Here is a 15689-nt window from a genome sequence, read left to right as displayed (position 1 = left end):
GAGTGGACCGGCAATTTCAGGAGCTAGTATAGCGTAAGGTACTGTAAAGCCGCCAGAGGGGGGCGCTTATCCTTGTGGCGGCAGACAAACGCCAATCCCGCCAATGCCACAGTACCCATAAGGGTTTTTGTGCAGATATTGTTGGTGATCGTCCTCGGCATAGTAGAACGGGGTAGCAGTATTAATTTCTGTGGTGATGTGGCGGTCATCGCCCGCGGCGGTCATTGCCGCCTGAAAACGCTCCAGGCTGGCGTGCGCGGCGCTCTTCTGCTCCGGCGTGAGCGGATAAATTGCCGAACGATACTGCGTGCCCTGGTCGTTCCCCTGACGCATACCCTGCGCCGGGTCATGATTTTCCCAGAACACCTGCAGCAGTTGTTCGTAGCTGATAACATGCGGGTCATAGACGATGCGTACCGCTTCGGCATGGCCAGTATCACCAGAACACACTTCCCGATAGGTTGGGTTAGGGGTATAGCCACCGGTGTATCCAGCTGCTGTGCTGTATACCCCTGGTAGTGACCAGAATAAGCGCTCCACGCCCCAGAAACATCCCATGGCGAAGAGGGCTATCTCCATGCCGTCGGGCACGTTGGTCATCGAATGCTGATTAACCGCATGCAACGTTGCTACCGGCATCGGGGTGTTGCGTCCAGGTAGCGCATCTGCTTGAGTAACAAGATGCTTTCTATCAAATAAACTCATGGCCGTTCTCCCGAAATCAGTCATTTGGGTTAAGGTTGTAACGAGACGCGTCTTTGCCCACAATAAATAGCGTGAATGCGTCTAGAGTTAAACATAAGAAATATTTGGGTTGTCGTCTGTTTTTCAACTCTTATTGTTGATTTTTTGTTAAGCCGAGGAACGGCATAGTATTTTTTTCCAGGGGTGGGAAAAAAGGATATTCAGGAGAAAATGTGCCACATATCCGTCAGTTATGTTGGGTGGGATTACTGTGCTTAAGTGGCTCCGCCGCCGCTGCGAATGTTCGCTTACAGGTCGAAGGATTATCTGGACCGCTGGAGAAAAACGTTCGTGCGCAGCTGTCCACGATTCAGAGTGACGAAGTCACTCCAGACCGACGCTTTCGTGCGCGCGTTGATGATGCCATCCGCGAAGGGCTAAAAGCGCTGGGCTACTTTGAGCCAACCATTGATTTTGAACTGCGTCCGCCACCGGCGAAAGGACGCCAGGTGCTGATTGCCAAAGTGACCCCCGGTGAGCCGGTGCTGATTGGCGGTACCGAAGTGATTCTGCGCGGTGGCGCACGTACGGATAAAGATTACCTGGATCTGCTGAAAACACGCCCTGCAATCGGCACAGTGCTGAATCAGGGCGACTATGACAATTTCAAAAAGTCACTCACCAGCGTGGCGCTGCGTAAAGGCTATTTCGACAGTGAATTTAATAAAAGCCAGCTCGGGATAGCGCTTGAGCGCCGCCAGGCATTCTGGGATATCGATTACAACAGCGGAGAGCGCTACCGCTTTGGCCATGTCACTTTTGAAGGTTCGCAAATTCGCGATGAATACCTGCAAAACCTGGTGCCGTTCAAAGAAGGCAAAGAGTACGAATCGAAAGATCTGGCGGAGCTAAACCGTCGCCTTTCGGCAACCGGATGGTTTAATTCCGTGGTGGTGGCGCCTGAATTTGATAAAGCCCGAGAAACCAAAGTACTGCCGCTAAAAGGCGTGGTCTCGCCGCGCACCGAAAATACCATCGAAACCGGGGCCGGCTACTCTACTGACGTGGGACCGCGGTTGAAAACCTCGTGGAAAAAGCCGTGGATGAACTCCTGGGGCCATAGCCTGACCACCAGTGCCAGTATTTCTGCGCCAGAGCAGGTCCTTGATTTCAGCTATAAAATGCCGCTGTTAAAGAACCCGCTGGAGCAGTATTACCTGGTGCAAGGCGGCTTTAAACGTACCGATTTAAACGACACCGAACAGGACTCCACCACGCTCGCGGTCTCCCGCTACTGGGACCTCTCCAGCGGCTGGCAGCGTGCGATTAACCTGCGCTGGAGCCTCGACCACTTTACCCAGGGTAACGTCACTAATACCACCATGCTGCTCTATCCGGGTGTGATGATCAGCCGGACGCGCTCGCGCGGCGGCCTGATGCCTGTCTGGGGTGATTCCCAACGCTATTCCATTGACTATTCGAATACTGCGTGGGGTTCAGACGTTGATTTCTCCGTCTTCCAGGCGCAGAACGTCTGGATCCGTACATTGTACGATAAGCACCGTTTTGTGATGCGCGGTAACCTCGGCTGGATTGAAACCGGTGACTTCGACAAAGTCCCGCCGGATCTGCGTTTCTTCGCCGGGGGCGACCGCAGTATCCGCGGTTACAAATACAAATCTATTTCGCCTGAAGGCAGTGACGGTAAGCTGAAAGGGGCCTCGAAGCTGGCGACGGGCTCGCTGGAATACCAGTACAACGTGACCGGTAAATGGTGGGGCGCGATGTTTGTCGATAGCGGTGAAGCGGTCAGCGATATCCGCAAAAGCGATTTCAAAACCGGTGCAGGGGTCGGTGTACGCTGGCAGTCGCCAGTGGGGCCTATCAAGCTCGACTTTGCCGTCCCTGTCGGCGACAAAGATGAACATGGTTTACAGTTTTACATCGGTCTGGGGCCTGAATTATGAGTTTATGGAAGAAGATAAGCCTCGGGGTACTGGTTTTTATCCTGCTGTTGTTAGGTACCGTCGCGTTCCTGGTGGGGACAACCTCTGGTCTGCATCTGGTCTTCAAGGCAGCTAATCGCTGGGTGCCTGGGCTGGAGATTGGTCAGGTTACCGGCGGCTGGCGGGATTTATCGCTCAAAAATATTCGTTATGACCAGCCCGGCGTGGCAGTAAATGCTGGCGAAGTACATCTGGCCGTGGGGCTTAATTGTCTGTGGAACAGCAGTCTGTGCGTCAACGATCTGTCGCTGAAAAATATCAACGTAGCGATCGACAGCAAAAAAATGCCGCCATCAGCGCCGGTGGAGGAAGAAGACAGCGGTCCGCTTAACCTTTCCACGCCATACCCAATCACGCTTTCACGCGTGGCGCTTAACAACATCAATATCAAAATCGATGACACCACGGTTTCCGTGCTGGATTTCACTTCCGGCCTCAACTGGCAGGAAAAAACACTGACCCTGAAGCCAACGTCATTGCAGGGGCTACTGATTGCTCTGCCTAAAGTGGCGGACGTGGCGCAGGAAGAGGTCGTCGAACCAAAAATTCAAAATCCGCAGCCGGACGAAAAGCCGCTCGGTGAAACGCTAAAAGATCTGTTCTCAAAGCCGGTGCTGCCGGAAATGACCGATGTGCATCTGCCGCTCAATCTCAATATTGAAGAATTTCGCGGCGAGCAGCTGCGCGTGACCGGGGATACGGATCTCACGGTACATAACCTGCTGCTGAAAGTGAGCAGCATTGACGGCAACATGAAGCTGGACGCGCTGGATATCGACTCGAATCAGGGGGCGGTAAAAGCCAGCGGCACGGTGCAACTCACCGACACATGGCCGGTCGATATTACGTTAAACAGCACACTCAACATCGACCCGTTAAAAGGCGAAAAGCTGAAGCTGAAGGTCGGCGGCGCGCTGCGTGACCAACTGGAAGTCGGCGTAAATCTGTCCGGTCCGGTGGATTTGGACCTGCGGGCGCAAACGCGTCTGGCGGAAGCCGGGTTGCCGCTCAATCTGGAAGTGATGAGTAAGCAGATTTACTGGCCGTTCACCGGCGACAAGCAGTTCCAGGCCGATGATATCAAGCTCAAGCTGACCGGCAAAATGACCGACTACACGTTGTCGATGCGTACCGCCGTGAAGGGGCAGGATATTCCTCCGGCCACCATTACGCTGGATGCCAAAGGTAACGAACAGCAGATCAATCTCGGCAAACTGAGCGTTGCGGCGCTGGAAGGGAAAACCGAGCTGAAAGCGCTGGTGGACTGGCAGCAGGCGGTCAGTTGGCGTGGGGAGCTCACGCTGGATGGCATCAACACCGCGAAAGCAATCCCTGACTGGCCGTCAAAACTGAATGGCCTGGTGAAAACGCGCGGTAGTCTGTACGGTGGAAGCTGGCAGATGGAGGTTCCGGAGCTGAAGCTGACCGGCAACGTGAAGCAGAATAAGGTCAATGTGAACGGTTCGCTGAAAGGTAACAGTTACCTGCAGTGGACGATCCCGGGCCTGCATCTGGAACTGGGGCGCAACAGCGCGGATGTGAAAGGGGAACTGGGGGTCAAAGACCTCAATCTCGACGCGACGATTGATGCCCCGAATCTGGATAACGCGCTGCCTGGACTGGGCGGTACGGCGAAAGGGCTGGTAAAAGTTCGCGGTACGGTCGACGCGCCGCAACTGCTGGCGGATATCACCGCCCGTGGTCTGCGTTGGCAGGAACTTTCCGTGGCTCAGGTGCGCGTCGAGGGCGACGTGAAATCAGCTGAGCAAATCGCCGGTAGCCTCAACGTGCGTGTAGAGCGGATTGTGCAACCTGACGTGAATATCGGCCTCGTGACGCTCAACGCCAAAGGCAGCGAACAGCAGCATGAGCTGCAACTGCGCATTCAGGGGGAGCCGGTTTCCGGGCAACTGGATCTGGCAGGCAGCTTCGATCGCAAAGAACAGCGCTGGAAAGGGACGCTGAGCAATACGCGCTTCCAGACGCCGGTTGGTCCATGGTCGTTGAACCGTGCGATTGCGCTGGATTACCGTAATCAGGAACAGAAAATCAGCATTGGGCCACACTGCTGGAATAACCCGAATGCGGAACTGTGCGTGCCGCAAACCATTGATGCCGGTGCAGAAGGGCGCGCGGTGGTGAACCTGAATCGCTTCGATCTGGCAATGCTGAAACCGTTTATGCCGGATACAACCCAGGCCAGCGGCGTATTCAGTGGCAAAGCGGATGTGAGCTGGGACACCACCAAAGAGGGGCTGCCGCAGGGACAGGTCACGCTAAGTGGGCGTAACGTGAAGGTCACCCAGAGCGTAAACGATGCCGCGTTACCGGTGGCGTTTGAGACGCTGAACCTGACCGCTGACCTGCACAACAACCGTGCTGAACTGGGATGGCTGATTCGCCTGACCAACAACGGACAGTTTGACGGACAGGTGCAGGTAACAGACCCGCAAGGACGCCGTAATCTGGGCGGTAACGTCAATATTCGCAACTTCAATCTGGCGATGGTGAACCCTATCTTCTCCAGAGGTGAAAAAGCCGCAGGAATGATCAACGCCAATCTGCGTCTGGGCGGTGATGTGCAAAGTCCACAATTGCTTGGACAACTGCAGCTTAGCGGTCTGGATATCGACGGCAACTTTATGCCGTTTGACATGCAGCCCAGCCAGTTAGCCGTTAACTTCACCGGAACACGTTCCACGCTGGCGGGCGTAGTGCGCACGCAGCAGGGAGAAATTAACCTGAGCGGCGATGCCGACTGGAGTCAGATCGACAACTGGCGGGCGCGTGTTGCAGCCAAAGGCAGTCGCGTGCGTATCACCGTGCCGCCGATGGTTCGTCTGGATGTCTCGCCGGATGTGGTCTTCGAAGCCACGCCGAACCTGTTTACTCTTGATGGCAACGTGGATGTGCCGTGGGCACGTATTGTAGTGCACGACCTGCCGGAAAGTGCGGTGGGGGTGTCCAGCGACATGGTGATGCTCAACGACAATCTGCAGCCAGAGAAGCCGCAAAGCGCCGGTATTCCGATCAACAGCAACCTGAACATTCATGTAGGCAACAACGTACGTATCGATGCCTTTGGTCTGAAAGCGCGTCTGACGGGCGATCTGAAAGTTGCACAGGATAAGCAGGGGCTGGGGTTGAACGGCCAGATCAACATCCCGAGCGGGCGTTTCCATGCCTATGGTCAGGATTTGATTGTGCGTAAGGGCGAGCTGTTGTTCTCCGGCCCGCCGGATCAGCCGTTGCTCAACATCGAAGCGATTCGTAACCCGGATGCCACCGAAGACGACGTGATCGCCGGTGTTCGCGTCACCGGCAGCGCCGATGAACCGAAAGCGGAGATCTTCTCTGACCCGGCAATGTCACAGCAAATGGCCCTCTCTTATCTGTTACGTGGGCAAGGGCTGGACAGCGAGCAGAGCGACAGCGCGGCGATGACATCAATGCTTATTGGCCTGGGGGTTGCACAAAGTGGTCAGGTTGTGGGTAAAATCGGGGAGACATTTGGCGTAAGCAATCTGGCACTGGACACGCAAGGGGTGGGTGACTCCTCTCAGGTGGTTGTCAGCGGATACGTACTGCCAGGTCTGCAGGTGAAATATGGTGTGGGTATATTTGACTCTTTAGCGACACTCACGCTACGTTATCGTCTGATGCCTAAGCTATATCTGGAAGCCGTGTCTGGCGTAGATCAGGCACTTGATTTGCTCTATCAGTTCGAGTTTTAGCAATGCGAATATTTGTCTACGGCAGTTTACGAACCAAACAAGGCAACAGCCACTGGATGACCAATGCCCTGTTGCTGGGAAATTTCAGTATCGATAATTACCAGTTGTATAGCCTGGGCCACTATCCAGGCGCGGTTCCGGGGAACGGAACGGTACACGGGGAAGTTTATCGTATTGACAACGCCACGCTGGCAGAGCTTGACGCTCTGCGTACGCGAGGTGGCGAATATGCACGCCAGTTAATTCAGACGCCGTACGGAAGTGCATGGATGTACGTGTACCAACGTCCGGTTGATGGCTTAACGCTGATTGAAAGCGGTAACTGGTTAGACAGAGACCAGTACTGATATATCACTTACGAGAATAAAACAACGCCACCCGAGGGTGGCGTTGTTTTATTCCGGATTTAAAACTCCACGCGCGCGCCGAGGTTATAGCGGCGACCTTCCACCTGCGCGGATTCATTCCATGCAGTTGTCAGTTTCGGATCCTCATCCAGCACGTTGTAGACCCCTGCCATCAACTGCGTGTGCTTATTGAGCTGATAACGTACGCCCACATCAACCATTGTGTAGTCATCGTACTTGTAGTTATTACCGCTGTTGCGGTTACTGCTGCGATAGTTCACCGTACTCCACACGTCGAGACTCTGTGTCGCCGCCCAGGTCAGCGACAGATTCGCCATATGACGCGGGTAGTCGTTCAGCGCGTAGCCTTTGTTGACGCCGCTTTTCTGCTCGCTGTGGTTCCAGGTGTAGTTAGCGTTGGCTTTGATGTCGGCGCTAATTTGCCAGTCGGCATTCAGCTCAATGCCGTATACGTCTGCCTCACTGACGTTAAAGTATTTACTGACGGAATCTGCTTTGTAGCCATTCACCGAGCACTGGTTTGTCGCCGTGGTTTCACAAATAGTTTGTTCAGCGATTTTGTCTTTGAACTGGGTATAGAAGACCGTGCTATCCAGAGCCAGCACATCGCCCGTCCAGTAGAGACCCAGCTCAGAGTTAACGCTTTTCTCTGGTTTCAGGTCGTCATTACCTACCGTCAGGAATGGATAAGGCACGGTTGAGCCGTAAGGGGTGACGAAGTTGCTGGAGGTCGCGCGTAGCTCCGGTTTTTTATATCCTGCCGAAATACCGCCCTTTAGCGCCCAGGCATCGCTGAAGGCCCAGTTGCCGTACATTTTTGGCGTAATATGCGTACCAAAGTTATCGTCCTGATCCATACGCGCCGAAGTAGTCAGGATGAAATCGTCAATACTCCAGCCATCTTCAGCAAACAGCGCCCAGCCGTTGCGGCTGATTTTGGTTACCGGCTCTGAGCCGGGCAGCGTTTTGTTAGCCACATCAAAGCGGTCATTTAACTCTTCGCGGGTAAAATTCGCCCCGATGGTCAGTTTATGGTTGTCGAGCGTGAAGGTGGTTTGCGAATTAGCGACGTAGTTCTCCATCTGCACATACTGCGGGGACTGGCCGTCATAAACGTATTTTGAGCGGCCCTTTTCGTAGTTGATGTAGTTGGTCGTCGCGATGGTGTCATCAGCATACCAGCCGGTATGCGTCAGAGTGGCGGCGTTACGATCGAACAGCCATGACCATGGCGCACCGCGTTTCTGGGTACGGTTTTTCTCCTGCTCGCCGGTGACCACGTTGAGATCGAACAGGTTATTGTCGCTGGCGGCCAGACCCAGCGTCATATCAACGGATTTACGGTTGTGTTTGCCGAAATAGTTATTGCGATCGTCATCGCGACGGTCGAGCCAGTCGGCCGCGACGCTAAGGCCCAGCACATCAGGCACAATCGGCCCCATGGTAAACAGATTCATCTGGCTGGTATTACCCAAATACTGGTGTTCCTGAAGCCAGGTATTCGCCGCAATCGCTGTCGTCCAGTCTTTCGCACCGTACGGTTTTTTGGTTATAACGTTGACCACACCGCCGATGGCATCTGAGCCGTACAGCGAGGACATTGGCCCGCGGATAACTTCAATACGCTCAATGGCCTCCATTGGCGGTAAGAAGTTGGCTTCAGTACCGATATCATGGCCGTAGGGGCGCGATTCACCGGTATTTTGTTTGACGCTGTTGACCATAAAAGCGGTATAGGACGGGTCCATACCGCGGATCATAATGCTACCCGCGTTCATGCCGCTGCTGTTGGTGACCGAGACGCCAGGCAGGTTTTTAATCGCTTCACCGATATTACGATCCGGCTGAATATCCAGCGTTTTACGATCGATAACCGAAATAGTGGCCGGTGCTTCGCGTTTTTGTTGCGAGAACCCGGATGCGGTGATCACCATTTCATCTTCACTATTGCGTGAGGTTTCGGTGAGTTCTTCTGCCTGAGTGGGGAAAATAACACCGCCTGAGAATGCGACGATCCCCGTCAGCGTAATAAGTTGACGCGTTTTCATAATATAAGACACCTGAAAAGTAAAAAATAAAAGCATCACCTTGCAACCCGGAAAAGCTGCAAGGTGTAAGAAGCGTTTTTAATTATTAATATTTAGAGAGATCGACTTTCAGCACGTAGTCGGGCTTCACACCGGTCATTTTTTCCGACTGCTTTACACTGATATACAAGGTGTTAGCATCTGCCGAAAGCGCCAGACTGTTAGGTAACGCCTGGGTTTCGATGCTTTGTTTTACCTGATAGGTTTTGCTGTCCACGATGCTGATACGTTTTGCATTACGGTGGGTGATATACACTTCCTGGCGTTTTTCGTTATATAGCACTGCCAAAGAGTTAATGACCTTAATTGGCGCAATAACCTTGCCAGTATTAATATCGACAACCAGAACATCAGCTAGATCGGGATCTGTCAGAAACGCACGATTATTTTTTGCATCAAGCGCAATATTCAGGAAAAAATGTTTCTTAGCGGGTTCAATGGTAAAACGGTTAATAATTTTATGGCTGGTGGTATCCAGCGTAATCAGTTCATTCCGGCCATTCACGACATACAGGCGATCTTTATCAGCATCAATGGCCATACCGGTCGGGTACTGACCCATGTTTTCAAGGGTGGCAATTTTTTCACGTTTTTGCGTATCCACGACCCAGACAATGCCTTTTTCAGCCACGCCAGAGACATACAGGCGGTGATGCTGTTTATCGAACACCATTTCACGGGTATGGACAATGTCTTTCGGGTTGCTGGCTTCGCTCAGTTGCAGTATCGCCAACTCGTTACCGCTGCGGGTATCGATGAGCGTGACTGAACCTTCCAGCGTGTTACCGACATACAGCACCTGATTTTCTTCATCCAGGGCAGTGGCAAAGGCACGACGGCTGGTCTTGATGACTTCGGTGGTGGTGAGTTTTTCCAGATCGAGTTTGTAGATAAGCCCGCTGGTTTTGTCTTTATCAAATGACGGAGACGAGGCGGCATAGAGCGTGTTCTGCTGACTATCAACCGCCAGTTCATACACGCCGTTACCGACATCGTGGGTCAGAAAATCTTTTTCAGGTAGCGTCTGCGCCACGCCGGACAGGCTGGTAAATAACAGCGTCGTGACGAGTGCTACGCCGGAATAGTGTTTCAGGGACTTCACAGTGTGGAGGTTCATTGACTTTTATTCACATTTATTTACGTGTTGCGAATGATAATGAGATCTAATCTCATTCGCAAATAAGATGAATAAAATGTGACTACCCAATCTGGTAGGTCAAAAAGAAAGCAGCGGGCTACCGGGAAAATAAAGGGAGGGAAAGTACAGGCATAAAAAAACCCTTACTAACCAGAGGCTGGTGTTCAGGGTTTTCAGCGCCGGCGAAATTATTTCTTCGCGCGCTCGAAGGAAGCAACGATTTCAGCTTTAGCGGCTTCAGCGTTGTCCCAACCGTCAACTTTCACCCATTTGCCCGCTTCGAGGTCTTTATAGTGCTCGAAGAAGTGAGTGATCTGCGCTTTCAGCAGGTCCGGCAGGTCGTTCACATCTTTGATGTGATCGTATTCTTTGCTCAGTTTGGTGTGCGGTACGGCAACCAGTTTCGCATCTTCACCGGATTCGTCGGTCATTTTCAGCACGCCAACCGGGCGGCAGCGGATCACTGAACCTGGCTCCAGCGGATACGGAGTCGGTACCAGAACGTCTACCGGATCGCCATCCAGAGACAGGGTGTGGTTGATGTAACCGTAGTTGCACGGATAGAACATCGCGGTGGACATGAAGCGGTCAACGAACAGGGCGCCGCTCTCTTTGTCAACTTCGTATTTGATCGGATCTGCGTTGGCAGGGATCTCGATAACAACGTAGATATCTTCCGGCAGATCTTTACCGGCAGGGACGTTGAGTAAGCTCATGTCTGTTTCCTTTAAATAAGCTATGGCAAACAAGTGGCGGGTATTATAGCCAACTCGCGCTGAATGTCTCCGCTTGTTTTCGATTTCCCTCCTCAGAATTTGGCCTTTTCCTCCTGCGTTAATGACAGAAAAATCCATATCTTCAGCCGCATTTTTCATAGTGAGATGAAAGCGATTACAAAGTTGTGATTAACGTTTTATTTACTTTTTTGAAGTGTGATGTAACGCAATCCGTTACATGCTCAATTGTCTATAGTTTTTTCGCGACGGTTTATTAACCAACAATAATCACCCTACGAGGACGCACTTATGTGGAAGCGCTTACTTTTAGTCACAGCAGTTTCGGCAGCCATGTCGTCTATGGCAATGGCAGCCCCTTTAACCGTAGGATTTTCGCAGGTTGGCTCTGAATCCGGCTGGCGCGCCGCAGAAACCAACGTTGCGAAAAGCGAGGCCGAAAAGCGGGGTATTACGCTGAAAATCGCTGATGGCCAGCAAAAGCAGGAAAACCAGATTAAAGCAGTCCGCTCATTCGTGGCGCAGGGCGTTGATGCCATCTTTATTGCGCCAGTCGTGGCAACAGGTTGGGAGCCGGTATTAAAAGAAGCAAAAGATGCCGACATTCCCGTCTTTTTGCTCGATCGTTCCATCGATGTAAAAGACAAATCTCTCTATATGACTACCGTCACTGCTGACAACGTGCTGGAAGGTAAATTGATTGGCGACTGGCTGATCAAAGAAGTGAACGGCAAGCCGTGTAACGTCGTTGAGCTGCAAGGGACCGTCGGGGCCAGCGTGGCGATCGATCGTAAAAAAGGTTTTGCTGAAGCCATCGCTAATGCACCTAACATCAAAATTATCCGCTCACAGTCCGGTGACTTCACCCGCAGTAAAGGGAAAGAAGTGATGGAGAGCTTTATCAAAGCGGAAAACAACGGCAAGAACATCTGCATGGTTTACGCCCACAACGATGACATGGTGATCGGTGCGATTCAGGCGATCAAAGAAGCGGGTCTGAAACCCGGCAAAGATATTCTCACCGGTTCCATCGACGGCGTACCGGATATCTACAAAGCGATGATTGACGGTGAAGCCAACGCCAGCGTCGAGCTGACGCCGAATATGGCAGGTCCGGCCTTCGACGCACTGGAGAAATTCAAAAAAGACGGCACGATGCCTGAGAAGTTGACCATTACCAAATCGATCCTCTATTTGCCAGATACGGCGAAAGAAGAGTTAGAGAAGAAGAAAAACATGGGCTACTAGCTTTGTTGTCGGTCTTCCGTAGGCCGGATAAGGCGTTACGCCGCCATCCGGCATTTATTGCCAGATGGCGCTGCGCTTATCAGGCCTACGAGACACCGTGATTTCGTACCGGAGGAATGCCATGACCACCGACCAACATCAGGAAATCCTCCGCACCGAAGGATTAAGTAAATTCTTTCCCGGCGTAAAAGCACTGGATAACGTGGATTTCAGTTTGCGTCGTGGCGAGATTATGGCGCTACTGGGGGAAAACGGAGCCGGTAAATCGACGCTAATCAAAGCGCTGACCGGCGTTTATCATGCCGATCGCGGCACTATCTGGCTCGAAGGCCAGCCGATCTCCCCGAAAAATACCGCACATGCCCAGCAACTGGGAATTGGCACCGTGTATCAGGAAGTGAACCTGCTGCCCAATATGTCGGTCGCGGATAACCTGTTTATTGGCCGTGAACCACGGCGTTTTGGCCTGCTACAGCGTAAGCAGATGGAAAAACGTGCCACGGAGCTGATGGCGTCATACGGTTTTTCCCTTGATGTACGCGAGCCGCTGAACCGCTTTTCCGTGGCGATGCAACAAATTGTCGCGATTTGCCGGGCAATAGATCTCTCCGCGAAAGTGCTGATCCTCGACGAACCCACCGCCAGCCTCGATACCCAGGAAGTTGAAATGCTGTTCGGTCTGATGCGCCATCTGCGCGATCGTGGCGTCAGTCTGATCTTCGTCACCCATTTCCTCGATCAGGTTTATCAGGTCAGCGATCGTATCACTGTCCTGCGTAACGGCGGCTTCGTTGGCTGTCGCGAAACCCGCGAGCTGCCACAGATCGAACTGGTAAAAATGATGCTGGGCCGTGAACTGGATACCCATGCGCTACAGCGTGCGGGGCGCACATTGCTGAGCGATAAGCCGGTGGCGGCCTTTAGCGGCTTTGGCAAGAAAGGCACCATCGCGCCGTTTGATTTGCAGGTTCGTCCCGGCGAGATCGTCGGGCTGGCGGGGCTGCTGGGATCCGGGCGAACAGAAACGGCAGAAGTGATCTTCGGTATTAAACCCGCCGACAGCGGCAGTGCGCTGATCAAAGGTAAACCGCAGACCTTGCGATCCCCACATCAGGCTTCGTGCATGGGGATCGGCTTTTGTCCGGAGGATCGTAAAACGGATGGCATCATCGCCGCGGCTTCGGTGCGGGAAAATATCATTCTGGCGTTGCAGGCACAGCGCGGCTGGCTGCGGCCCATTGCGCGGAAGGAACAAAACGAGATTGCCGAGCGTTTTATCCGCCAGCTCGGAATTCGTACCCCCAACGCTGAGCAGCCGATTGAGTTTCTCTCCGGCGGCAATCAGCAAAAAGTATTGCTCTCGCGCTGGTTGCTGACCAAACCACAGTTCCTGATCCTCGATGAACCCACGCGCGGGATCGACGTCGGTGCACATGCCGAGATCATCCGCCTGATCGAAACGCTGTGCGCGGATGGCCTGGCGCTGCTGGTGATTTCATCCGAACTGGAAGAGTTAGTGGGCTATGCCGATCGGGTCATTATTATGCGCGATCGTAAACAGGTAGCCGAGATCCCACTGGCTGAACTGTCCGTACCGGCGATCATGAACGCCATTGCGGCCTAAGGAGACTATGGTGATGCCTCAATCTCTCCCTCAATCCAACACCGCGAAACGACGGTTCCGTTGGCCAAAAGGTATGCCGCAACTGGTGGCGCTACTTCTGGTGCTGCTGGTCGACAGCCTGGTGGCTCCGCACTTCTACCAGGTGATTTTGCAGGATGGTCGCCTGTTCGGCAGCCCGATTGATATTCTCAACCGCGCCGCCCCCGTGGCGCTGTTGGCGATTGGTATGACGCTGGTGATCGCCACTGGCGGCATTGATCTTTCCGTTGGCGCGGTGATGGCGATTGCCGGTGCGACTACTGCGGCGATGACGGTGGCCGGGCACAGTCTGCCGGTGGTGCTGCTTGCTGCCTTAGGCTCCGGAATACTGGCCGGGCTGTGGAACGGGATTCTGGTGGCAATCCTCAAGATCCAGCCGTTTGTTGCGACCCTTATCCTGATGGTGGCCGGGCGCGGAGTGGCGCAGCTTATCACTTCCGGGCAGATCGTCACCTTCAACTCGCCCGAGCTGTCGTGGTTTGGCAGCGGCTCGCTCTTACTGTTCCCCACGCCGGTGATCATCGCGCTGCTGACGCTGGTCGCCTTTTGGCTGCTAACGCGTAAAACGGCGCTGGGCATGTTTATTGAAGCGGTGGGCATTAACATTCGTGCGGCGAAAAACGCCGGGGTGAATACCCGCATCATTGTGATGCTTACTTATGTGCTGAGCGGCCTGTGTGCGGCTATCGCCGGTATTATCGTCACGGCGGATATCCGTGGGGCAGATGCCAATAACGCCGGATTGTGGCTGGAACTGGATGCCATCCTGGCGGTAGTCATCGGTGGCGGCTCGCTGATGGGCGGGCGCTTTAACCTGCTGCTGTCGGTGATCGGCGCATTGATTATTCAGGGGATGAACACCGGGATTTTACTGTCGGGATTCCAGCCGGAACTGAACCAGGTGGTCAAAGCTGTGGTGGTGTTGTGTGTGCTGGTCGTGCAGTCACAACGCTTTATCAGCCTGATAAAAGGAGTGCGTGGTCATGATAAAACGTAATTTACCGCTAATGATTACCCTCGGCGTGTTTGTGCTGGGGTATCTCTACTGCCTGACCCAGTTTCCGGCTTTTGCTTCAACCCGGGTAATCTGCAATATCCTGACTGATAACGCTTTTTTAGGGATTATTGCCGTGGGCATGACTTTCGTCATTCTCTCCGGGGGGATCGACCTTTCCGTCGGCTCGGTGATCGCTTTTACCGGCGTATTTCTGGCGAAAGCGATAGGCTACTGGGGGATTTCCCCGCTGCTGGCGTTTCCCCTGATTTTGCTGATGGGCTGCGCGTTTGGCGCGTTTATGGGGTTACTGATTGATGCACTGAAGATCCCGGCATTCATTATTACGCTGGCGGGAATGTTTTTCCTGCGCGGCGTCAGCTATCTGGTCTCTGAAGAGTCGATCCCAATTAACCATCCGATTTATGACACGCTCTCAAGTCTGGCATGGAAAATTCCTGGCGGCGGTCGCCTGAGCGCGATGGGGTTGTTAATGCTGGGCGTGGTGGTGATTGGCATCTTCCTTGCGCACCGTACGCGCTTTGGTAATCAGGTTTACGCCATTGGCGGCAACGCCACGTCGGCCAACCTGATGGGCATTTCAACCCGTAGCACGACCATTCGTATCTATATGCTGTCTACCGGGCTTGCTACGCTGGCCGGCATTGTGTTTTCCATTTACACCCAGGCGGGTTACGCGCTGGCGGGCGTTGGCGTCGAGCTGGATGCGATTGCTTCGGTTGTTATCGGCGGAACGCTACTGAGCGGCGGGGTCGGTACGGTGTTAGGCACCTTGTTTGGCGTCGCCATTCAGGGATTAATTCAAACCTACATTAATTTTGACGGCACATTAAGTTCCTGGTGGACGAAGATTGCGATTGGTATTTTATTGTTTATTTTTATAGCGTTACAACGCGGTTTGACGGTGCTATGGGAAAATCGTCAAAGCTCGCCAGTAACCCGAGTGGGTACGACAGCAACATCAAAGTAACATCATGATTTTCAATAAAATGTTTAAATACCTAAACTTTTT

Annotated in this window: 11 protein-coding genes; 7 read left to right on the top strand and 4 right to left on the bottom strand. The window is 53.2% G+C overall.

Annotated features, from left to right (window positions below):
* Positions 1 to 66: 66 nt before the first annotated feature.
* Positions 67 to 705: a peptide-methionine (S)-S-oxide reductase MsrA gene (gene msrA / locus IB196_RS19735; RefSeq protein WP_149691085.1), complete on the bottom strand. Its 639-nt coding sequence runs from the start codon at positions 703 to 705 to the stop codon at positions 67 to 69.
* A 212-nt stretch (positions 706 to 917) separates the two neighbouring features.
* Between msrA and tamA the strand changes: the two genes are divergently transcribed.
* The 3 genes from tamA to IB196_RS19720 are packed head-to-tail and all read left to right on the top strand — an operon-like array spanning position 918 to position 6771.
* Entirely contained in the window at positions 918 to 2651 is a 1734-nt protein-coding gene (gene tamA / locus IB196_RS19730) for an autotransporter assembly complex protein TamA (protein ID WP_005134471.1), read from the top strand.
* Entirely contained in the window at positions 2648 to 6424 is a 3777-nt protein-coding gene (gene tamB, locus IB196_RS19725; protein ID WP_188232332.1) for an autotransporter assembly complex protein TamB, read from the top strand. Before tamA ends, tamB begins: the two co-directional genes overlap by 4 nt.
* Before the next feature lie 2 nt (positions 6425 to 6426).
* On the top strand, positions 6427 to 6771 hold the full coding sequence (locus tag IB196_RS19720; RefSeq protein ID WP_003025723.1) for a gamma-glutamylcyclotransferase: 345 nt from the start codon (positions 6427 to 6429) through the stop codon (positions 6769 to 6771).
* A 59-nt stretch (positions 6772 to 6830) separates the two neighbouring features.
* Here IB196_RS19720 and IB196_RS19715 read toward each other — a convergent pair whose 3' ends face one another.
* From IB196_RS19715 to ppa, 3 genes are all read right to left on the bottom strand, one after another.
* Positions 6831 to 8840 (bottom strand): TonB-dependent receptor, encoded by a 2010-nt coding sequence (locus IB196_RS19715; RefSeq protein ID WP_040232987.1) that lies wholly within the window; start codon positions 8838 to 8840, stop codon positions 6831 to 6833.
* 85 nt (positions 8841 to 8925) lie between these two features.
* Positions 8926 to 9996, bottom strand: coding sequence for a YncE family protein (locus IB196_RS19710; protein WP_188232333.1), 1071 nt, complete (start codon positions 9994 to 9996; stop codon positions 8926 to 8928).
* 209 nt (positions 9997 to 10205) lie between these two features.
* The gene (gene ppa / locus IB196_RS19705) at positions 10206 to 10733 is read right to left on the bottom strand and encodes an inorganic diphosphatase (protein WP_005134479.1); all 528 of its coding nucleotides are present in this window, start codon (positions 10731 to 10733) and stop codon (positions 10206 to 10208) included.
* A 309-nt stretch (positions 10734 to 11042) separates the two neighbouring features.
* Here ppa and ytfQ point away from each other — a divergent pair, with 309 nt between their 5' ends.
* The 4 genes from ytfQ to yjfF all read left to right on the top strand — a co-directional run bounded on the left by ytfQ (position 11043) and on the right by yjfF (position 15647).
* Positions 11043 to 11999, top strand: a complete 957-nt coding sequence (gene ytfQ, locus IB196_RS19700; RefSeq protein WP_005134480.1) for a galactofuranose ABC transporter substrate-binding protein YtfQ — start codon at positions 11043 to 11045, stop codon at positions 11997 to 11999.
* A gap of 121 nt (positions 12000 to 12120) precedes the next feature.
* Complete coding sequence (ytfR, locus tag IB196_RS19695) at positions 12121 to 13623, top strand: galactofuranose ABC transporter, ATP-binding protein YtfR (protein WP_005134481.1); 1503 nt, start codon at positions 12121 to 12123, stop codon at positions 13621 to 13623.
* Positions 13624 to 13636: 13 nt separating this feature from the next.
* On the top strand, positions 13637 to 14659 hold the full coding sequence (gene ytfT, locus IB196_RS19690) for a galactofuranose ABC transporter, ATP-binding protein YtfT (RefSeq protein ID WP_005134482.1): 1023 nt from the start codon (positions 13637 to 13639) through the stop codon (positions 14657 to 14659).
* Entirely contained in the window at positions 14646 to 15647 is a 1002-nt protein-coding gene (gene yjfF / locus IB196_RS19685; RefSeq protein WP_005134488.1) for a galactofuranose ABC transporter, permease protein YjfF, read from the top strand. Before ytfT ends, yjfF begins: the two co-directional genes overlap by 14 nt.
* The last annotated feature ends 42 nt before the right edge of the window (positions 15648 to 15689 follow it).

Source organism: Citrobacter sp. C6_1 (assembly GCF_014596835.2).
Classification (GTDB): Bacteria; Pseudomonadota; Gammaproteobacteria; order Enterobacterales; family Enterobacteriaceae; genus Citrobacter; species Citrobacter pasteurii.
Note: the sequence above shows the minus strand (reverse complement) of the source record. Positions and strands in the feature narration are given on the sequence as shown.